General features: G+C 71.5%; 17 protein-coding genes. 16 read left to right on the top strand and 1 reads right to left on the bottom strand.

All coding sequences use genetic code 11. The features are described from left to right. Positions 1–13: 13 nt before the first annotated feature. The 4 genes from LBW97_RS20165 (at position 14) to LBW97_RS01185 (ending at position 2,540) form a co-directional block, all read left to right on the top strand. Positions 14–739, top strand: coding sequence for a cell division protein SepF (locus LBW97_RS20165; protein ID WP_224497580.1), 726 nt, complete (start codon positions 14–16; stop codon positions 737–739). 63 nt (positions 740–802) lie between these two features. After that, positions 803–1,099: a YggT family protein gene (locus LBW97_RS01195; protein WP_224497579.1), complete on the top strand. Its 297-nt coding sequence runs from the start codon at positions 803–805 to the stop codon at positions 1,097–1,099. Between the two features lie 97 nt (positions 1,100–1,196). Beyond that, positions 1,197–1,928, top strand: coding sequence for a DivIVA domain-containing protein (locus LBW97_RS01190; RefSeq protein WP_224497578.1), 732 nt, complete (start codon positions 1,197–1,199; stop codon positions 1,926–1,928). A gap of 105 nt (positions 1,929–2,033) precedes the next feature. Next, positions 2,034–2,540: a hypothetical protein gene (locus tag LBW97_RS01185; protein ID WP_224497577.1), complete on the top strand. Its 507-nt coding sequence runs from the start codon at positions 2,034–2,036 to the stop codon at positions 2,538–2,540. A 63-nt stretch (positions 2,541–2,603) separates the two neighbouring features. Here LBW97_RS01185 and ileS read toward each other — a convergent pair whose 3' ends face one another. Next, the gene (ileS, locus tag LBW97_RS01180) at positions 2,604–5,780 is read right to left on the bottom strand and encodes an isoleucine--tRNA ligase (protein WP_224497576.1); all 3,177 of its coding nucleotides are present in this window, start codon (positions 5,778–5,780) and stop codon (positions 2,604–2,606) included. Positions 5,781–5,868: 88 nt separating this feature from the next. Between ileS and LBW97_RS01175 the strand changes: the two genes are divergently transcribed. The 12 genes from LBW97_RS01175 to dnaE all read left to right on the top strand — a co-directional run bounded on the left by LBW97_RS01175 (position 5,869) and on the right by dnaE (position 20,644). After that, on the top strand, positions 5,869–7,380 hold the full coding sequence (locus LBW97_RS01175; RefSeq protein ID WP_224497575.1) for a potassium/proton antiporter: 1,512 nt from the start codon (positions 5,869–5,871) through the stop codon (positions 7,378–7,380). An 86-nt stretch (positions 7,381–7,466) separates the two neighbouring features. Beyond that, on the top strand, positions 7,467–8,696 hold the full coding sequence (locus LBW97_RS01170; protein WP_224497574.1) for a DUF4032 domain-containing protein: 1,230 nt from the start codon (positions 7,467–7,469) through the stop codon (positions 8,694–8,696). Between the two features lie 156 nt (positions 8,697–8,852). After that, the gene (locus LBW97_RS01165; RefSeq protein ID WP_224497573.1) at positions 8,853–10,208 is read left to right on the top strand and encodes an extracellular solute-binding protein; all 1,356 of its coding nucleotides are present in this window, start codon (positions 8,853–8,855) and stop codon (positions 10,206–10,208) included. A 13-nt stretch (positions 10,209–10,221) separates the two neighbouring features. Beyond that, the gene (locus LBW97_RS01160; RefSeq protein ID WP_224497572.1) at positions 10,222–11,184 is read left to right on the top strand and encodes a carbohydrate ABC transporter permease; all 963 of its coding nucleotides are present in this window, start codon (positions 10,222–10,224) and stop codon (positions 11,182–11,184) included. After that, positions 11,184–12,017, top strand: coding sequence for a carbohydrate ABC transporter permease (locus tag LBW97_RS01155; RefSeq protein WP_224497571.1), 834 nt, complete (start codon positions 11,184–11,186; stop codon positions 12,015–12,017). The genes LBW97_RS01160 and LBW97_RS01155 overlap by 1 nt, the downstream gene beginning before the upstream one ends. Before the next feature lie 60 nt (positions 12,018–12,077). Further along, the gene (locus tag LBW97_RS01150; protein ID WP_224497570.1) at positions 12,078–13,376 is read left to right on the top strand and encodes an ABC transporter ATP-binding protein; all 1,299 of its coding nucleotides are present in this window, start codon (positions 12,078–12,080) and stop codon (positions 13,374–13,376) included. Positions 13,377–13,480: 104 nt separating this feature from the next. Beyond that, positions 13,481–14,032, top strand: a complete 552-nt coding sequence (gene lspA, locus LBW97_RS01145) for a signal peptidase II (RefSeq protein ID WP_224497569.1) — start codon at positions 13,481–13,483, stop codon at positions 14,030–14,032. 37 nt (positions 14,033–14,069) lie between these two features. Next, positions 14,070–15,017, top strand: a complete 948-nt coding sequence (locus LBW97_RS01140) for an RluA family pseudouridine synthase (protein WP_224497568.1) — start codon at positions 14,070–14,072, stop codon at positions 15,015–15,017. Between the two features lie 10 nt (positions 15,018–15,027). Beyond that, positions 15,028–15,810 (top strand): CPBP family intramembrane glutamic endopeptidase, encoded by a 783-nt coding sequence (locus LBW97_RS01135; protein ID WP_224497567.1) that lies wholly within the window; start codon positions 15,028–15,030, stop codon positions 15,808–15,810. Continuing rightward, positions 15,807–16,409 carry a hypothetical protein gene (locus LBW97_RS01130; RefSeq protein WP_224497566.1) on the top strand — a complete coding sequence of 201 codons (603 nt, stop codon included), beginning with the start codon at positions 15,807–15,809 and terminating at the stop codon, positions 16,407–16,409. Before LBW97_RS01135 ends, LBW97_RS01130 begins: the two co-directional genes overlap by 4 nt. Before the next feature lie 29 nt (positions 16,410–16,438). After that, positions 16,439–16,873 (top strand): GNAT family N-acetyltransferase, encoded by a 435-nt coding sequence (locus tag LBW97_RS01125; protein ID WP_224497565.1) that lies wholly within the window; start codon positions 16,439–16,441, stop codon positions 16,871–16,873. A 210-nt stretch (positions 16,874–17,083) separates the two neighbouring features. Then, positions 17,084–20,644: a DNA polymerase III subunit alpha gene (dnaE, locus tag LBW97_RS01120; protein ID WP_224497564.1), complete on the top strand. Its 3,561-nt coding sequence runs from the start codon at positions 17,084–17,086 to the stop codon at positions 20,642–20,644. Positions 20,645–20,666 lie beyond the last annotated feature (22 nt).

Here is a 20,666-nt window from a genome sequence, read left to right as displayed (position 1 = left end):
AAGGGGAGGTCCGATGGCTGGAGCCATGCGGAGGATGGGGATCTACCTGGGGCTCGTCGAGGACGACGACACCCGGGCCTACGGCCGGTACGACGGACGGTCGTCGGAAGATCTCGACCACGGCCGGTACGGCCGGTACGGCGAGGACCGCTACGACGACGGATACGCCGACCCGGCGTACTCCGACGACTACGCCCGCGCCGGGTACGACGAGGAGCCGGCCATGGCCGAGGCTCCTGTTCGCGACCCCGAGCCCATCGCGGTGCGCCGCGTGGCACCCCGGACGCTCGGGCTCGCCCCGACGGCGTCCGGCTCGTCCTCGGCCCGTCTCGGCGGCGCCGGGCACTCCTCCGGCCCGGTGCACAGCTCCGGCCCGGTGAGCGCCGCTGCGGCCCTCGCGCACGAGCCCGAGCCGGTCTCCGCGCCCGAGCCGGCCCCCGCGCCGGCGCCGGTCGCGAAGTCCTACCGGATCACCACGCTGCACCCGCGCACGTACAACGAGGCGCGCACCATCGGTGAGCGCTTCCGCGACGGCATGCCGGTGATCATGAACCTCACGGAGATGGACGACGCCGACGCGAAGCGGCTCGTCGACTTCGCTGCGGGTCTGAGCTTCGGTCTGCGCGGTAGTATCGAGCGCGTCACGGCCAAGGTGTTCCTGCTTTCCCCGCAGGACGTCGCCGTCACCGCTGAGGACAAGGCGAAGATCCGCGAAGGCGGGTTCGCGCAGAAGTCCTGATCGGTGGGGGAGTGGTGACACCGCTGAAGGCGGCACCACAGGTGCCCTGAACGAACGAGGACCGTGGCTCTCTTCTGGTCGATCGTCTCATCGGTCCTGCTCGTGTTCCTCGTGCTGCTCTTCGCACGGTTCGTGGTGGACTGGGTGATGGTGCTGGCGCGCAGTTGGCGTCCCTCCGGCCTGGTCGCCGCCGGGCTGGAGGTCGTCTACTCCACCACCGATCCGCCGCTGAAGGCGGTGCGCAAGGTCATCCCGCCGTTGAACCTGGGGTCCATCCGACTGGACCTCGGGTTTATGGTGCTGCTGATCGCCGTGGTGATCCTCCGGAGCATCACGACCCAGCTGGCCTTCACCGCGTGACCGCTTCTCCTTTCCGGGGTAGAGACGCCGAACGGGTGCTGTCCCGCTCGTCCGCAAACGTCCCTGTGCCCGCCGTCCGACCCGAGGTGACTCACCGATGCCACTGACTCCTGCCGACGTGCACAACGTCGTCTTCAAGAAGCCACCCATCGGCAAGCGGGGCTACGACGAGGACGAGGTGGACGCCTTCCTCGACGTCGTGGAGGCCGAGCTGGCCCGCTTGATCGAGGAGAACAACGAGCTGCGCGCCGGTGTCGGCCGCGCAGCCGCTCCTCGCGCCGAGGAGCGACCCGAGCCGCCGGCGCCCGCGCCCGCTCCCGTGGTCGCCGCGCCGCCGGTCCAGCAGACCCGGGAGGACGACAGTGCCCGGGCCTCCCGGATGCTGGCGCTCGCCACCGAGACGGCCGACCGGTACGTCAACGAGGCCAAGACCCAGGCCGAGCAGATGCTCAGCGGCGCGAAGACCAACAGCGAGCGCCTCATGACTGAGGCGCGCTCCAAGAGCGAGCAGATGGTCGCCGAGGCCAAGCACCGCGCGGACTCGATGATCGGCGACGCCCGCACCCGGGCCGAGACCATGGAGCGCGAGGCCCGCGCCAAGGCCGCCGCCCTGGAGCAGGACGCGGACCGCCGGCACGCCGAGGCCATGGGCTCGCTGGAGGAGAAGCGGTCCAGCCTCGAGCGGAAGATCGAGGAGCTCCGCACCATGGAGCGCGAGTACCGCACCCGCCTGCGGTCCTTCCTCGAGTCGCACCTGCGCGACCTGGACAGCCGCAGCTCGGCGGAGCCCGCCACCGTGGGCCGGCAGAACCAGCACGCTCCCGCCTGAGCCAGACGCACCGAGAGGGCCCCCGGACGATCCGTCCGGGGGCCCTCTCGTCGTTTCCGGGGGTTGAACGGGCGAGCCGGGGCGGTGCGCCCCTAAGGTTCAGGCGTGATCCTGGCTGCCGGAGCGCTCGTGCTGGTGGGCCTCGGCCTCTTCCTCGCCGGGCTGTCCACCGGGATCACCGCGTTGTACTGGGGCTGCGTCGTCGCCTGCGTGGCCGCCGCGGCGGTTCTCGTCGCCGCCCGCCGGCAGATCTCGGCCCGGGCCGCCGCATCGAAGGCCCCGGCTCAGGTGCCCGTCGCCGCCGGCAACGTCGCAGCTGCACCGGCCGCGGAGCCGGTCGCCGCTGAGCCCGTGCCGCCGCTCGAGGTCGAGGACCCGCCGGTCGAGGACGTCGAGGTCACCGATCTGCTGGTGATCGTCGACCTCAAGGACGAGGTGCTCGTCGTCGACGAGCACCCGCGGTACCACGTCGCCGGGTGCCCCTGGGTCGGGCCGCGCCCGACGATCCCGCTCCCCTTGGACGAGGCGCGGACCGACGGCTTCACGCCGTGCGGCGCCTGCCGGCCCGACCGGACGATCGCCGGCCGGGCCCGTGCGAGCCGCAAGGGCTGATCAAAGGACCCCCTCCTCCCCACCCCTCGCAGGCTCGGGGCGGGACCCGGGAGGGGGCCGTCCTTATGCTTTGCTGACCCAGAACCGGGAGCCCTCGGGCCCCTCGACGCCGTCGCCCTCGCCGGTCGTGGCGGCGTGCACCGCGACCGCGAGCACCTCGCCGGCCAGCTGCTCGGCGTGCTCCTCCAGCGCCTGGGCCAGCGCGCCGTCGGCCGTCCAGCGCAGCTCGATCCGGTCGCTGACCTCCAGGCCGGAACCCTTGCGGGCCTCCTGCACCAGGCGCACGACCTCGCGGACCAGGCCCGCCCGCTCGAGCTCCGGGGTGAGCGTGAGGTCCAGCGCGACGGTGAGCCCGCCGTTGCTGGCCACCGTCCAGCCCTCGCGCGGGGTCTCGGTGACGATCAGGTCGCCGTCCTCGAGCGCGACCGGGGCGCCGTCGACCTCGACCGTCGCCGTCCCGCCGCGGTAGTCGGCGACCAGCCGGCCGGCGTCGACCGCGGCGACTGCCTTGGCGACGGCCTGCACCTGCTTGCCCAGCCGCCGGCCCACGGCGCGGAAGTCGATCTTCACACTGACGTCGACCAGGTCACCGCCCACCGCCGCGAGCTCCAGGACCTCGGCGACGTTGAGCTCGTCGGCCACCTCGGCGACCAGGTCGCGGGGGAGCGTCGTCCAGCCCGGAGCGGCGACGACGGCGCGGGCCAGCGGCTGCCGGGTGCGCACCTTGGCCGACGTGCGACCGGAGCGGCCCAGCTCGACCAGCCGACGCACCAGTGCCATCTGCTCGACGAGGGTGTCGTCGAGGGCGTCGGCGTCCACGTGCGGCCAGGAGGCCAGGTGTACCGAGTCCGGTGCCGTCTCCCCACCCACCCCCGCCTTCCCCGGGACGACCGCGCGGGTCCACACCTCGTCGGTGACGAAGGGCGTGAACGGCGCCATCAGCCGGGTGAGGCCGTCGAGCACCTCGTGCAGGGTGCCGAGCGCCGAGGCGTCGCCGTCCCAGAAGCGACGGCGGGACCGGCGGACGTACCAGTTGGACAGGTCGTCGACGAACTGCGCGAGCAGCCGGCCGGCGGCCTGGGTGTCGAACTCCTCGAGCGCGGCGGTGACGTCGCGGGTGACGGCGGCCAGCTCGGCCAGCGCCCAGCGGTCCAGCAGCGGTCGCTCGGCCCGGGCGGGCGCCGGCGACGTGGCCGGGTCCCAGCCGTTGGTCTCGGCGTAGAGGGTGAAGAAGCTGGCTGTGTTCCAGTAGGTGAGCAGGACCTTGCGGACCACCTCGGACAGCGTCTCGTGGCCCACCCGGCGGGCCGACCACGGCGAGCCGCCGGCCAGCATGAACCAGCGGACGGCGTCGGCGCCGTGCCGGTCCATGAGCGGGATGGGCTCGAGGATGTTGCCCAGGTGCTTGCTCATCTTGCGGCCGTCCTCGGCCAGGATGTGGCCCAGGCAGAGCACGTTCTCGTAGGAGTTCTGCTCGAACACCAGGGTGCCGACGGCCATCAGCGAGTAGAACCAGCCGCGGGTCTGGTCGATCGCCTCGCAGATGAACTGCGCCGGGTACGCGGCCTCGAACTTCTCCTGGTTCCGGTACGGCGCACCCCACTGGGCGAACGGCATGGAGCCCGAGTCGTACCAGGCGTCGATGACCTGCGGCACGCGGCGGTAGATGCCGTCGGTGCCGGGGAGCGTGAAGGTGACCTCGTCGATGAACGGCCGGTGCGGGTCCAGGTCGGAGAGGTCCCGGCCGGTCAGCTCCGAGAGCTCGGCCAGCGAGCCGACGACGACCATCTGCTGCGGGTCGTCCTCGTTGCGCCAGACCGGCAGGGGGGTGCCCCAGTAGCGGTCGCGCGACAGCGCCCAGTCGACGTTGTTGTTCAGCCAGTCGCCGTAGCGGCCGGTCTTGATGTTCTCCGGGAACCAGTTGGTCTTCTCGTTCTCGGCGAGCAGCTGGCTCTTCACCGCGCTGGTGCGGATGTACCAGGACGGCTGCGCGTAGTACATGAGCGGCGTGTGGCAGCGCCAGCAGTGCGGATAGCTGTGCTCGTACCGGAGCTCGCGGAACAGCACGCCGCGGGCTTGCAGGTCCTCGACCAGGGCGGGGTCGGCGGCCTTGAAGAAGTGCCCGCCGACCAGCGGGACGTCGGCCAGGAAGTGGCCGGTCGCGTCGATCGGGACGACGACGGGCAGGCCGTAGCCGCGACAGACGGCGAGGTCGTCGGCGCCGAAGGCGGGGGACTGGTGCACCAGGCCGGTGCCGTCGTCGGTGGTGACGTACTCGGCCAGGACGACGTAGTGCGCGTCCTCGCCGGCGGGGAACTCCACCAGCTCGAACGGGCGCTGGTAGTGGATCCGCTCCCAGTCGCGGCCGGGAGTGCGCCCGAGCACCTCGACGTCGTCGCCCAGGACGGCGGCGAGCAGCGGCTCGGCCACGACCACCGGGACGTCGTCGGAGCCGGCGGCGCGGGCGACGACGTAGGTCACCTCGGGGTGCACGGCGACGGCGGTGTTGCTCGGCAGCGTCCACGGCGTCGTCGTCCAGATCAGCAGGTCGGCCCTGCCGGCCCACTCGCCGTCCAGGATCGGCATGCGGACGTACACCGACGGGTCGGTCAGCGTCTCGTACCCCTGGGCCACCTCGTGGTCGGACAGGCCGGTGCCGCAGCGCGGGCAGTACGGGGCGACCCGGTGGTCCTCGACCAGCAGGCCCTTGCCGTGCACCTGCTTGAGCGACCACCACACGCTCTCGATGTAGGACGGGTCCATCGTCCAGTAGGCCTCGGAGAAGTCGACCCAGTAGCCCATCCGGCGGGTGAGGTCGGCGAAGTCGGCGACGTGGGTCTCCACCGACTCGCGGCAGCGGGCGTTGAACTCGGCGATGCCGTAGCGCTCGATGTCGGGCTTGCCGGCGAAGCCGAGCTGCTGCTCGACGGCGATCTCGACCGGCAGGCCGTGGCAGTCCCAGCCGGCGCGGCGGGGCACGTGCCAGCCCTGCATCGTCTTGAAGCGGGGGAAGACGTCCTTGAACGCCCGGGCCTCGATGTGGTGCGTGCCGGGGCGGCCGTTCGCCGTGGGCGGCCCCTCGTAGACGTTCCACTGCGGCCTGCCCTGCGAGGCCTCCAGCGACCGGGCGAAGACCTTCTCCTTCTCCCAGCGGTCGAGGATCGTGTGCTCGAGGGCGGGGAGGTCGACCTGCGGGGGCAGCGCGGCGAAGGGACCGGTGGGGGCACTCACGCCGTCCATTCTCCCCGAACCGGCAAACGGGCTCGCCGGTGCGTCCCGACGTGGCCGGCACGGGGTACGGGAGACTGCTCCCCATGCGGCGGGCGAGGTGAACACCACGGTCGCGCTGGGCCTCGCCGTCGGCGCCGTCGTGGTGTTGCTCGCCGCCGTCGCGCTGCGCCTCGCGGACCGGCTCGGCCTCCCCAGCCTGCTCCTCTACCTCGCCATCGGTGTGGTGCTGGGGGAGAGCGGCCTGGGCGTCCAGTTCGAGGACTACTCGCTGGCCCAGACCCTCGGCGTCGCCGCGTTGCTGGTGATCCTCGCCGAGGGTGGGCTGACCACCCGGTGGGCCGACGTCCGCCGGGCGATCGGGCCCGGTCTGAGCCTCGCCACGGTCGGCGTCGTGGTCAGCATCGGCGTCACCGCCGCGGTGAGCGTGGGGCTGCTCGGCTGGGAGTGGGGCTTCGCGCTGCTCGTCGCCGCGGTGATCAGCTCCACCGACGCCGCGGCCGTGTTCGCCACCCTGCGCAGGTTGCCGCTGCCCCGGCGGCTGGCGGCGTCCCTGGAGACCGAGAGCGGCCTCAACGACGCCCCGGTCATCCTGCTCGTCGTCGTCCTCTCCGACGTGCTCACCGGCGGCGCCTCGGGTCCGTGGTGGCAGGTGCCGGTCGTCGTGGTGGTCGAGCTGGTGGGCGGCGCGGCGCTCGGGCTGGCCGTGGGCTTCGGCGGCGCGGAGCTGCTGCGCCGGGTGGCGCTGCCGCTCGCCGGCTTCTACCCACTGGCCACGATGGCGCTCTGCGTGCTGGCGTTCGCCGGTGCCTCGCTGCTGCACGCCTCGGGCTTCGTCGCCGTCTACCTGTGCGGGCTCGTGCTCGGCAACGTGACGCTGCCGCACCGCTCGGCGAGCATCGGTTTCGCCGAGGGCATGGCGTCGCTGGCCCAGATCGGGCTGTTCGTGATGCTCGGGCTGCTCGTCTCACCGGCGCGGCTGCCCGAGGCGGTCGGTCCGGCGCTGGTGGTGGGCGGCGCGCTGCTGCTGCTGGCGCGGCCGCTGTCGGTGATGGCGAGCCTGGTCTGGTTCCGGTTCCCGCCGCGGCAGCAGGTGTTCATCGCGTGGGCGGGGCTCCGCGGTGCCGTGCCGATCGTCGTCGCCACCTTCCCGCTGACCGCGCAGGTGCCAGGCGCGACGACGATCTTCGACACGGTCTTCGTGCTCGTCGTCGTCTTCACCCTGGTGCAGGGCTGGTCGCTGCCCTGGGTGGCTCGCCGGCTGGGCATCGCCGCGCCCGTCGCCCCGCGGGAGATCCAGGTGGAGGCCGCGCCGCTGGAGGAGCTGGACGCCGAGCTGATGCAGATGACGGTGCCGGCGGGGTCGAAGCTGCACGGCGTCTACCTGCCCGAGCTGCGCCTGCCCGAGGACGCCGCGGTGGTGCTCATCGTCCGGCACGGACGCTCGTTCGTGCCGGACGAGACGACCCGGCTCATGCGCGGGGACCAGGCGCTGCTCGTCTCGGCCCGGCGGTCCCGGCCCGAGGCGGAGCGCCGGCTGCGCGCCGTCAGCCGGGCCGGGCGCCTGGCCATGTGGCGCGGCGAGTCCGGCCGCCCCGACGACGCCGACTAGCGCCTGCGGACGACGTCGTCGCGTGGCATCGTGAGGCCACCGGCACCGGGCGGCGGTCGCCGTGCCGGACCCCACGGAGCAACGCCATGCGCTACCTCTTCCGGCCCCCGGCCACGGACGCGACCGGCCTGCTCGCGCTGCCGTGGCACGAGCCGCTGGAGGAGTGGGACTCCGACCTGCTGCTCGACGTCCCCTCGCGCGGCATCTCCCGGCACGTCGTCCGGTTCGTCGCGATCGAGGACCGGGTCTACGCGCTGAAGGAGATCGACGAGCGGCTGGCCCGCCACGAGTACGCCCTGCTCGCGCAGTTCGAGGGGGAGGGGCTGCCCGCGGTCTCGGTGCTCGGCATCTGCGTGGACCGGCCCGACGAGCAGCCCGCGGTGCTGGTCACCCGCTACCTCGAGTACTCGATGTCCTACCGCTGGCTGTTCTCCCGCCCGCGGGGCCACCAGTCGCCCGACCAGCTGCTGGACACGATGGTGGTGCTGCTCGTCCGCCTGCACCTGGCCGGCGTCTTCTGGGGCGACTGCTCGCTGTCGAACACCCTCTTCCGCCTCGACGCCGGCACCTTCGCCGCCTACCTCGTCGACGCCGAGACCGCCGAGCGCTACCCGACGCTCTCGCCCGGCCAGCGCAACTACGACGTCGACCTCGCCCGGGAGCGGGTCGGCGCCGAGTTGATGGACCTGCAGTTCGGCGGCCTGCTGCCCGAGGACATCGACCCGATCGAGGTCGCCGACAGCCTGCCGCCGCGCTACGCGTCGCTGTGGGAGGAGGTGACCCGCGAGGAGCTCTTCCAGAGCGACGAGCAGCGCTACCGGGTGGCCGAGCGGCTGCAGCGGCTCAACGAGCTCGGCTTCGACGTCGGCGAGGTGGAGCTCATGACCAGCGACCAGGGCGTCCGGCTGCGAGTGGAGACCCGCGTCGCCGAGCCCGGCCACAACCGGCGCGAGCTCTTCCGGCTGACCGGCCTGGAGGCGCAGGAACGGCAGGCGCAGCGGCTGGTCAACGACGTCCGCGCCTTCCGCGCCTACCTGGAGCAGAAGGCCGGGCGCCCGGTGCCGGAGACGATCGCCGGGCACCGGTGGCTGGCCGAGGTCTACCAGCCCGTCGTCGAGGCGATCCCCGAGCACCTGCGCGGCCGGCTGGAGCCGGCCGAGGTCTTCCACGAGGTGCTCGAGCACCGGTGGTTCCTCTCGGAGCAGGCCGGCCGGGACGTGGGGACGACGAAGGCGGCGCGCTCGTACTTCGACACCGTGCTGCCGGGTACGCCGGAGGAGCTCACGACGCCTTCGGTCATCGCCGGCCGCGGCTGAGCGGTCGCGCCGGGTCCGGTCCGCGACGCACCGCCGCTGAGATGACGGCGAGGTCACGGCCGGATTCCGTTCCGTTTGACACCGCCTGTGAGCGGTACCACGCTCCGAGAACGCCGAGATCATGCGGCTCACCGGACGCCAACGGAGGCGATGCGTGTGACTGAGGTCCCTGGCCTGTTCCCGCCCCATCGGCGGGGGACGGCTCCCCGATCCGCACGGTCCCGGGCGCCCCGGCGTCTCGCGGGCGCTGCGGCCGGCGTCGTCCTGGCCTCCACCCTGGCCGCGTGCGGCGGCGGCGAGAGCGGCGGCCCGCCGACTCTCACCTGGTACACCAACCCCGATTCGGGTGGGCAGGCGGAGATCGCGTCCCGCTGCACCGACGCCGCCGAGGGCCGCTACCGGATCTCCACCGCCGTCCTGCCGCGCGACGCGTCCGGCCAGCGTGAGCAGCTGGTCCGGCGCCTGGCGGCCAGTGACGCCTCGATCGACATCATGAGCCTCGACCCGCCGTTCATCCCCGAGTTCGCGGCCGCCGGCTTCCTCGCCGACGTGCCCGACGACGTCGAGGAGCGGGTGACCGAGGGCGTCGTCCAGGGCGCGATCGAGGGCGCGACGTGGGACGACGAGCTCGTCGCCGTTCCGTTCTGGGCCAACACGCAGGTGCTCTGGTACCGCAAGTCCGTCGCCGAGGCGGCCGGCCTCGACATGGACGAGCCGGTCACCTGGGAGCAGATCGTGACCGCGGCCGAGGACCAGGGGAAGCTCGTCGGCGCGCAGGGTGCCCGGGCCGAGTCGCTCACCGTCTGGCTCAACGCGCTCATCGAGTCCGCGGGCGGGTCGATCATCGAGGAGAACGCCGAGGATCCCGCCGACATCGAGTTGGGCCTCACCACCGACGCCGCCCAGCGGGCGGCGGAGGTCATGAACCTGGTCGCCTCCTCCGATGCCGCGAGCCCCGCCTTCTCGACCGAGAACGAGGACGCGTCGGCGACCGGCTTCGAGGGCGAGCGCGGCGGCTTCCAGGTCAACTACCCGTTCGTCTACGCCCGCGCGCTGGGGGCCGTGGAGGCCGGGTCGCTGGAGGCCTCGGTGCCGGAGGACTACGGCGCCGCGGTCTACCCACGGGTCAACCCGGACGAGCCGGCCGCGCCGCCCCTGGGCGGGATCAGCCTCGGGATCAGCGCGTTCAGCCCGGACGTCGACCTCGCGATGGAGGCCGCCGAGTGCATCACGACGGCGGAGAACCAGGCGTTCTACTTCGTGAACGACGGCAACCCGTCGTCGAAGGCCGAGGTCTTCGACGACCCGGAGGTGCTCGAGTCCTTCCCGCAGGCGCCGGTCATCCGGGAGTCCCTGGAGCTGGCCAAGCCGCGGCCGCAGACCCCGTACTACAGCGAGGTCTCCGGCGGGCTCCAGCGCGAGTTCCACCCGCCGTCGTCGGTGGGGGAGAACACCGGCGAGGCGGCCGCCGAGCTGATCGGCGCAGTGCTCCGAGGGGACCAGCTGCTGTGAGGGGAAACGACCGATGACCCAGACCACGCTCCCTCCGGTCGAGAAGACCCAACCGGTCTCCGCGCCGCACGGGAAGATCAGCGACCGGTCGAAGTCCGAGCGCAAGCTCGGCTGGCTGCTCGCCGGCCCGGCCTTCCTGGTGATGCTCGGCGTCACCGCCTATCCGATCCTCCAGGCGACCTACGAGTCGCTGTTCGCCTATCGGCTCACCGACCCGGCCAACCGGGAGTTCGTCGGGCTGAGCAACTACCTGGTCATCCTCAGCGACCAGCTCTGGTGGACCGCGCTCGGCGTGACGCTGCTGATCACGGTGATCACCGTGGCCGTCGAGCTCGTGCTCGGCTTCGCCCTCGCCCTGGTGATGGCCAAGGCGCTGAAGTCCATCCGGCCGGTGGTGCGCGCGGCGATCCTCATCCCGTACGCCGTCATCACCGTCGTCTCGGCCTTCGCCTGGCAGTTCGCCTTCGACATCAACACCGGGTTCGTGAACTCGTGGTTCGCCTGGATACCCGGGGTCTCGGCCGACACCGACTGGTTCGGCGACACCGGCACCTCGCTGCTGGTGATCTGCCTGGCCGAGATCTGGAAGACCACACCGTTCATCTCGCTGCTGCTGCTCGCCGGGCTCGCCCAGGTGCCGGAGGTGCTGCAGGAGGCGGCGAAGGTCGACGGCGCCACCTGGTGGCAGCGGATGGTCAAGGTGACGCTGCCGAACATGAAGGCCGCGATCATGGTGGCCCTGCTGTTCCGCACCCTCGACGCCTTCCGCGTCTTCGACAGCATCTTCGTGATGACCGGGGGTGCCAACAACACCGAGTCGGTGTCGTTCCTGGCCTACCGGCAGACGATCTCGCGGCTGGAGATCGGCCTCGGGTCCGCGGTGTCGGTGCTCCTCTTCCTGAGCGTGGTGCTCATCGCGGCGCTGTTCATCAAGGGCTTCAAGGTGGATCTGGCTTCGGCGAGAGGTGAGGGCTGATGTCCCGCAAGGAGAAGATCTGGTGGTGGATCGGCGGGGTCGGCATCGTCGTCTACTGCCTGTTCCCGATCGGCTGGATCGTCGCGCTGTCGTTCAAGTCCGCCGGTGACCTGAACTCCGGGAGCTTCCTGCCGAACGGGGCGGTGCTGGACAACTACACCCTGATCCTGACCGGGAACGCCAGCGACCTGTTCCTGCCGGCGCTGGTCAACAGCTTCGGCATCTGCCTGATCGCCACGGCGATCTCCTGCCTGCTGGCGATGTTCTGCGCCTACGCCATCGCCCGGCTGGACTTCCCGGGCAAGAAACTGGTGCTCTCCACGGCGCTGGTGGTGGCGATCTTCCCGGTCATCTCGATCGTGACGCCGCTGTTCAACGTGTGGCGGCAGATCGGCCTCTACGACACCTGGCCGGGGCTGATCATCCCGTACCTGTCGCTGACCCTGCCGATCTCGATCTGGACGATGTCGGCGTTCTTCCGGGAGATCCCCTGGGAGATGGAGCAGGCCGCGCAGGTCGACGGCGCCACCACCTGGCAGGCGTTCCGCAAGGTGATCGTGCCGCTGGCCGCCCCGGGCGTCTTCACCACCGCGATCATCGCGTTCTTCATCGCCTGGAACGACTTCGTCTACGGCATCTCGCTGACCTCGACGGAGAACGCCCGGCCGGTGCCCGCCGCGCTCGGCCTCTTCTCCGGCGCCTCGCAGTTCGAGGACCCGACCGGTGCCATCGCCGCTGCCGCGGTGATCGTCACGATCCCGGTCGTCGTCCTGGTCCTGCTCTTCCAGCGGCGCATCGTCGCCGGTCTCACCAACGGCGCGGTCAAGGGCTGACCCGATGAGCGCCGGCACCCGACTTCGCACCGCTCCGACCGCACGAGGGGACGACTCCTGATGGCCTCCATCGAGATGAAGAACATCGTCAAGCAGTACGGCGACGGCTACCCGGCCGTGAACGACGTCAGCCTGGACATCGCCGACGGCGAGTTCATGATCCTGGTCGGCCCGTCCGGCTGCGGGAAGTCGACGCTGCTGCGGATGATCGTCGGCCTGGAGGACATCACCAGCGGCGACATGGTCATCGGCGGCAGCCGGGTCAACGACAAGGCGCCGCGGGACCGGAACCTGTCGATGGTCTTCCAGAACTACGCGCTCTACCCGCACATGACGGTGTTCGAGAACATCGCCTTCCCCCTCCGGCTGGCCAAGATGGACGACGACGAGGTGCGCCGTCGCGTCACCGAGGCCTCGGACGTGCTCGAACTCAAGGACCACCTCGACCGCAAGCCGGCCAACCTCTCCGGTGGTCAGCGGCAGCGGGTCGCGATGGGCCGGGCGATCGTGCGCCAGGCCGAGGCGTTCCTCTTCGACGAGCCGCTGTCCAACCTCGACGCCAAGCTGCGCGGCCAGATGCGCACCGAGATCTCACGCCTGCAGCGGCGCCTGGGCATCACCACCGTCTACGTCACCCACGACCAGACCGAGGCGATGACCCTGGGCGACCGGGTCTGCGTGCTGCGCAAGGGCAAGATCCAGCAGGTCGCCTCGCCGCGCGAGCTCTACGAGCAGCCGGTCAACCTGTTCGTCGCCGGCTTCATCGGCTCGCCGCCGATGAACTTCCTCCCGGCCACCGTCGAGGGCAACCGGCTGGTGACGCCGTTCGGGCCGATCGAGCTCGACGAGGCGCGGGCGGCGAAGGTCGCCGGCCACGAGCTGCTGCTGGTCGGCATCCGGCCGGAGTACTTCGAGGACGCCTCCCTGGTCGACGAGGCGAAGCGGCCGGTGGGCTCGGTGTTCACCGCCAGGGTCGACGTCACCGAGTGGCTGGGCGACTCGCAGTACGCCTACATCCCCTACGAGGCACCGGAGTCGATCACCACGCAGCTGCGCGAGCTCTCCCGCGAGCTGGACTCCGAGGAGCTGCGCACCCAGGCGATCGTGTCGATCGACTCGACCAGCCGGATCCGCGAAGGTCGCGAGGCGGAGTTCTGGCTGGACACCCGCAAGATCCACGTCTTCGACCCGCACTCCGGCGAGAACCTGACGCGGGACGCCGAGGCCGGGGCCGCGCTGACCCGGATGGCCACCGAGGACCGGCTCGAGCACCTCGAGGCGGCCCGCGGTGGGCAGGACGGCGCCTCCGGCGGGAAGTCCGGGGAGCGCGGCGGGGCGACGGCGGTCGGCGCCGCGTGACGGCTACCGGCTGACCCCGCGGCTATCGTCGTCGGCACCGGCGGTGCACCACCGCCGGTGCACCGACGTCCGAGGAGTCCGACCTGACCGAGCACGCCGAACCGGTGGACGGCTCTCCCGGCGGGTCCGCCGTCGTCGAGGGCCCGCGCCGGTCCCGCACCCGACTGCTGCTGGCTCTGGCCGCCGGGATCCTGCTGGCCGACCTGGTCACGAAGCTCGTCGTCGTCGCGACGATCGAGCCGGGGGAGGACATCCGCACCCTCGGGGGCGCGCTGTACCTCACCCAGCTGCGCAACACCGGCGCCGCGTTCTCCCTGGCCGAGGGCTTCACCGCCGTGCTGACCCTGATCGCGGTGGCCGTCTCCGTCGTGATCGTGCGCGTCGCGCGGCGGCTGTTCTCGACCGGCTGGGCCGTCGCGCTCGGGCTGGTGCTGGGCGGTGCGCTCGGCAACCTGATCGACCGGATCTTCCGCGACCCGGGCTTCCTGCGCGGCGGCGTCGTCGACTTCCTGTCGGTGTTCGGCCCCGACGGCGAGGTGTGGCCGGTCTTCAACGTCGCCGACTCCGCCATCGTCTGCGGCGGCATCCTCGGCGTGGTCCTCGCGCTGCGCGGGATCGAGTTCGACGGCACCCGCGCCACGAAGGACGCTGACTGAACTCGGCTGTGCGGTGCAGTGAGCGTCAACCCGCACAATGGGTGCCGTGATCAGCACTCCTGGCCTGCACCGGGCCCTTCCGGTGCCCGACGGCCTCGAGGGGCAGCGGGTGGACCAGGCGCTCTCCCGGCTCTTCGGGCTCACCCGCTCCGCCGCCGCCGAGGTGGCCGACGCCGGGCTCGTGCTCGTCGACGGCCGGGTCCGCGGCAAGGGTGACCGCCTGAGCGGTGGCAGCTGGCTCGAGGTCGAGCTGCCGCCCCCGCCTGGCGAGCCCGCGGCGCCGAAGCCGGTCGAGGGCATGACGGTCCTGCACGACGACGACGACCTCGTCGTCGTGGACAAGCCGGTCGGCGTCGCCGCCCATCCGAGCCCCGGCTGGGACGGCCCGACCGTGATCGGCGGCCTCGCCGCGGCGGGCTACCGGATCTCCACCTCGGGCGCCGCCGAGCGCCAGGGCGTGGTGCACCGGCTGGACGCCGCCACGACCGGCGTCATGGTGGTGGCCAAGAGCGAGCGCGCCTACACCGCGCTCAAGGCGGCGTTCAAGGAGCGCACGGTCTCCAAGGGCTACAACGCCCTGGTGCAGGGCCACCCCGACCCCTCGCGCGGCACCATCGACGCCCCGATCGACCGGCACCCGAAGCACGACTGGCGGTTCGCGGTGGTCCAGGGCGGCCGCCCGTCGGTGACGCACTACGAGGTGATGGAGGCGTTCGCCGCCGCCAGCCTCGTCGACATCAGGCTGGAGACCGGCCGCACCCACCAGATCCGGGTGCACTTCTCGGCCCTGCGCCATCCGTGCGTCGGCGACATGACCTACGGCGCGGACCCGACGCTGGCCGCCCGGCTCGGGGTCTCCCGGCAGTGGCTGCACGCCGTCCGGCTGGGCTTCCCGCACCCCGCCGACGGCCAGTGGGTGGAGTTCACCAGCGAGTACCCCGCGGACCTCGCCGGCGCGCTGGCCGTGCTGCGCGCCGAGGCCTGACCCCTCTCCGGTGACAGGTCTGCCGTCCGCCCTCGCCGACTTCGGGCCCGCGGCCCTGTCGGCGGTGGTGGTGGCGGCCTACCTGGTCGTGGGGGAGCCGGTGGCCGGGCACGTCCTGCACCGGCGATTCGAGGGACGTCTCCGGACCGACCGCGACGCCCGCCGCTCGTTCTACCGGCGGCTGCTGGTGCTCGAGTGGGGCCTCGCGGTGCTCGCCTTCATCGTCTGGCTCTTCGCGACCGACGTCTCGGCGGGCGCGGTCGGGCTGCGCTGGCCGCAGGAGTGGCCCGGCTGGTTCACCTCGATCCTCGTCGTGGTCGTGCTGCTGTTCGTGGTCGCGTCGACGCGGCAGCTGCGCGCCGGGGCGCTGCTGGAGATGGCCCGGCCGACCCGCCGTCCGGGGGAGGGCCGGCACGCGGAGCCGCCAGGGCAGTCGACGCTGGCGCTGCTGCCGCGGTCGGAGGAGGAGCGGCGGCTGTTCACGGTCGTCGGCATCACCGCCGGGATCTGCGAGGAGTGGCTGTACCGCGGCTTCTTCCTCGCGGTGGTGACGGCGGTCGTCGGCGGAGCGCCGGCGTTCGTGCTGGTGCTCGTCGCCGCCGTCGCCTTCGGACTGGCGCACGCCTACCAGGGGCGGGCCGGGATCGTGACGACCGGCGTGCTGGGCGGGGTGATGGCCGCGCTGTACCTCGACACCGGCTCCTTGCTGCTGCCCGTGCTGCTGCACGCCCTCATCGACCTGCGCTTCCTGCTGGTGCCGGAGAGCGCCCTGCCCCCGGGGACGGAGGCATGACCGACGCGCGGCCTCGCCGACTTCATCTCTCGCACGACCACAGCGGCGGACTGCCGGTGTGGACCGACGACGGAACCCTCGGTGCCCACGAGCTGGCGGTGCTCGGTGTCCCGGCGGCGTTGATCGAGCGGCTGGGGGAGTGGAACGACCGGATCTGGCCGGTCTGGAACGCCCGCGTCCCGCGACCCGTCGAACCCGGCTGGGACCGGGAGGAGCGACGGCTCGCGTACGAGCTGCAGAACCAGCTGCCCGACGTCGACGTCGTGCTGGGGGCCGAGGACGACGGGCGGCCTCCCGCGGAGGCCGACCGGCCGGTCGCGCTCACGGTCATGGCGGCATCGTCGGTCGACGTGCCGCTGTGGAGCTTCCCCTTCGGCCGGTGCCTCGCCGTGGATCCGGGGCCGCTCTTCGTGAGCGAGGAGCTGGCAGGAGAGCTGCGCCGGTGGAACGCGCGTCTCCCGCGGCCGAGCGTGCTCGATCCGCGGTGGTGCGCCGACGGCCTGGCGCTGGCCCGCGCGTTGCAGGACGAGCTGTGGGACGTCGAGGTCTTCTACTACGAGGACGACGACCGGACCCCCGTGCGAGGGCGCCGGCGGTGAGCCTGTCCGTGGTGGGCAGGATGGACGCCGTGCCGAGCCCCACCGCTTCCGTCGCCGGTGCCGCCGACTGGCCCGAGGTCGCCGCGCTGCGCACACGGGTGTTCGTCGAGGAGCAGGGCGTGCCGGCCGAGATCGAGCAGGACGACGCCGACGCCACCGCCGTCCACGTGCTGAGCCGGGACGCCTCGGCGCAGGTGGTCGCCACCGGCCGGCTGCTGCTCGACGGGCCGGTCGCGCGGATCGGGCGCATGGCTGCCGACGTCGCGGTGCGCGGCCGCGGGCATGGCGCCGCGGTGCTCGCCGAGCTGCACCGCCAGGCAGCGGCTCGCGGGGCGGAGGTGGTCGAGCTGCACGCCCAGCTGCCGGCCCGACGGTTCTACGAGCGCGAGGGCTATACGGCGGTCGGCGAGGTCTACGAGGAGGCCGGGATCGCGCACGTGACGATGCGCCGCGGCCTGCCCTGAGGACATCTGCCGGGGTGCCTGGGGCGGGTCTTCCGAGTGTGAGAAACACGTTCTGTCAGACCCTCGAAGTAGACAGGTCTCAGTGCGAGGATCGACGCACCGGCCCGCCGGTGCCTGTCGTCCGCGCATGCACCGCCGGTCTTCCCCGCCGGTCGCCCGCCGCGTCGTGCCGGCTGGGCACGCACGACCTGTGAGGAGCACCGACCACCCGTGAGCAGCTCGTCCGATTCGTTCGCGCACCTGCACGTCCACACCGAGTACTCGATGCTCGACGGCGCCGCGAAGCTGCCCGAGGTCACGAAGGCCGCCGCCGAGCAGGGGATGCCGGCACTGGCGATGACCGACCACGGCAACGTGTTCGGTGCCTACGACTTCTACAAGCAGGCCAAGAACGCCGGCGTGAAGCCGATCATCGGCATGGAGGGGTACTACACCCCGGGCTCGCGGTTCGACCGGGCCCCGTTCGACTTCGGCGACAAGCTCCTCGACGAGGAGGGCGACGGCGGGAACAACCGGGGCAAGGCCGCGTACACCCACATGACGCTGCTGGCCCGCACCACCGAGGGCATGCACAACCTCTTCCGGATCTCCTCGCTGGCCAGCCTCGAGGGTCAGTACCGCAAGCCGCGTTTCGACCGCGACCTGCTGGAGCGCTACGGCAAGGGCCTGATCGCCACCACCGGCTGCCCCTCGGGCGAGGTGAACATGTGGCTGCGCGCCGGCAAGGAGGACAAGGCCCGCCAGGCGGCCGCGGACTTCCAGGACATCTTCGGCAAGGAGAACTTCTACGCCGAGCTGATGGACCATGGCCTGTCCATCGAGAAGAAGACGCGCCCGGCGCTGATGGCGATCGCCAAGGACCTCGGCATCCCGCTGCTGGCCACGAACGACCTGCACTACACGCACAAGGAGGACGCCGCCGCCCACGACGCCCTGCTGTGCATCCAGACGGGCTCGCGGCTGAACGAGACCAACCGCTTCCGGTTCAACGGTGACGGCTACTACCTGAAGTCCGCCGCCGAGATGCGCGCGCTGTTCCCCGGTGACCTGGCGGTGGCCTGCGACAACACGCTGCTCGTCGCCGAGCAGTGCGAGGTGCACTTCACCGAGGGCGCCGACCTGATGCCGCGCTTCCCGCTGCCGCCGGGTGAGGACGAGACCTCCTGGTTCGTCAAGGAGGTCGAGAACGGCCTGCACAAGCGGTACCCGGCCGGCATCCCGGACCACGTGCGCAAGCAGGCCGACTACGAGGTCGGGATCATCTGCCAGATGGGTTTCCCGGGGTACTTCCTCGTGGTCGCCGACTTCATCAACTGGGCCAAGGACAACGGCATCCGGGTCGGCCCCGGCCGTGGTTCGGCAGCCGGCTCGATGGCCGCGTTCGCGATGGGCATCACCGACCTCGACCCGCTGCAGCACGGCCTGATCTTCGAGCGGTTCCTCAACCCCGAGCGCGTCTCGATGCCCGATGTCGACATCGACTTCGACGACCGCCGCCGCGGCGAGGTCATCCAGTACGTCTCGCAGAAGTACGGCGAGGAGCGGGTCAGCCAGATCGTCACCTACGGCACCATCAAGGCGAAGGCCGCGATCAAGGACGCCGCCCGGGTGCTCGACCGGCCCTACTCCGTCGGTGACGAGCTGACCAAGCTCATGCCGCCGGACGTGATGGGCAAGGGCATCCCGCTCTCGGGAGTCTTCGACCCCAAGCACGACCGCTACAAGGAGGCCGCGGAGTTCCGCGCCCGCTACGAGTCCGACCCCGGCGCGGCCGAGGTGGTGGACCAGGCCCGCAAGCTCGAGGGCCTGAAGCGCCAGTGGGGCGTGCACGCCGCCGGCGTCATCATCGGCCGGTATCCGCTGATCGACTCCATCCCGATCATGCGGCGCGAGGCCGACGGCGCGATCATCACGCAGTTCGACTACCCGACCTGCGAGACGCTCGGCCTGCTCAAGATGGACTTCCTGGGCCTGCGCAACCTCACGGTGATCGACGACGCGCTGCGCAACATCGTGATCAACGGCAAGGACCCGGTCGATCTCGACGAGATCAGCAAGGACCTCACCGACCCGAACACCTACGCCCTGCTCTCCCGGGGCGACACCCTCGGCGTCTTCCAGTTCGACGGCGGCCCGATGCGGTCGCTGCTGCGACTCATGCGCCCCGACAACTTCGAGGACATCTCCGCCGTCGGTGCGCTCTACCGACCGGGCCCCATGGGTGCGAACTCGCACACCAACTACGCGCTGCGCAAGAACGGCCAGCAGGAGATCACCCCGATCCACCCGGAGCTGGCCGAGTCGCTCGAGGAGATCCTGGGTCAGACCTACGGCCTGATCGTCTACCAGGAGCAGGTCATGGCGATCGCGCAGAAGGTCGCCGGGTACTCGCTCGGCAAGGCCGACCTGCTGCGCCGCGCGATGGGCAAGAAGAAGAAGTCGGTCCTGGACGCCGAGTACGTCGGCTTCGAGGCCGGCATGAAGGCCAACGGCTACTCGGCCGCGGCGGTCAAGACGCTGTGGGACATCCTCGTCCCGTTCGCCGACTACGCGTTCAACAAGGCCCACTCCGCGGCCTACGGCCTCGTCTCCTACTGGACGGCCTACCTCAAGGCGAACTACCCGGCCGAGTACATGGCCGGCCTGCTGACCAGCGTCCAGGACGACAAGGACCGCCGGCCGATCTACCTGGCCGAGTGCCGCCGCATGGGCATCAAGGTCCTCCCGCCGGACGTCAATGAGTCCAGCTGGGACTTCACCGCCGTCGGCACCGACATCCGCTTCGGCCTGGCGTCGGTGCGCAACGTCGGCACCAACGTCGTGGAGTCGATCGTCAAGGCGCGCGAGAGCAAGGGCGCGTTCAAGGACTTCGCCGACTTCATGCGCAAGATCGACACGGTGGCCTGCAACAAGAAGGTCATCGAGTCCCTCGCCAAGGCCGGCGCGTTCGACTCCCTGGGGCACTCCCGCCAGGGCATCGCCGCGATCCACGCCCAGGCCGTCGACTCCGCGATGGGCCTCAAGCGCAAGGAGGCCGAGGGCCAGTTCGACCTGTTCGGCAGCTTCGGCGCCGAGGGCGGGGACGACGACCCGTTCGGCGGAGCCCTGAACATCACCATCCCCACAGCGGACTGGTCCAAGAGCGAGCGGCTGATGTTCGAGCGCGACATGCTCGGCCTCTACGTCTCCGACCACCCGCTGCACGGCGTCGAGCACGTGCTCACCTCGCACGCCGACACCCCGATCGCCGAGATCATGGCCGGGGGAGTGGAGGACGGCGCCAACGTCACGATCGCCGGCATCCTCACCTCGGTCTCCCCGCGCACCAACAAGCAGGGCGCGCCCTGGGCGATCGCCACGGTCGAGGACCTCGAGTCCGGCATCGAGGTGCTCTTCTTCCCCAAGACCTGGGTCGAGGTCTCGGAGAAGGTGGTCCGCGACCAGATCATCGTGGTCAAGGGGCGGATCAGCCGCCGCGACGACCAGCCCTCGCTGTTCGGCTCCGAGGTGACGGTCCCCGAGCTCACCGAGGGCGCCCGCGGCCCGGTGCTGGTCTCGATGGCCGCCGCCCGCTGCACCCCACCGGTGGTCGAGCGGCTCCGTGAGGTGCTGGGCAGCCACCCGGGCACCACCGAGGTGCAGCTCAAGCTGGTCAACGGCAGCCGCGAGACGGTGCTGCGCCTGGACCAGGGGCTCCGGGTGCGACCGAGCACCGCTCTCATGGGCGACATCAAGGCCCTGCTCGGTCCCACCAGCGTGGCGCTCCTCTGAACGACACCGGAGGTGGACCGGC

The sequence above is a fragment of the Blastococcus sp. LR1 genome (genome assembly GCF_020166105.1).
Lineage (GTDB): Bacteria > Actinomycetota > Actinomycetes > Mycobacteriales > Geodermatophilaceae > Blastococcus.
Note: the sequence above shows the minus strand (reverse complement) of the source record. Positions and strands in the feature narration are given on the sequence as shown.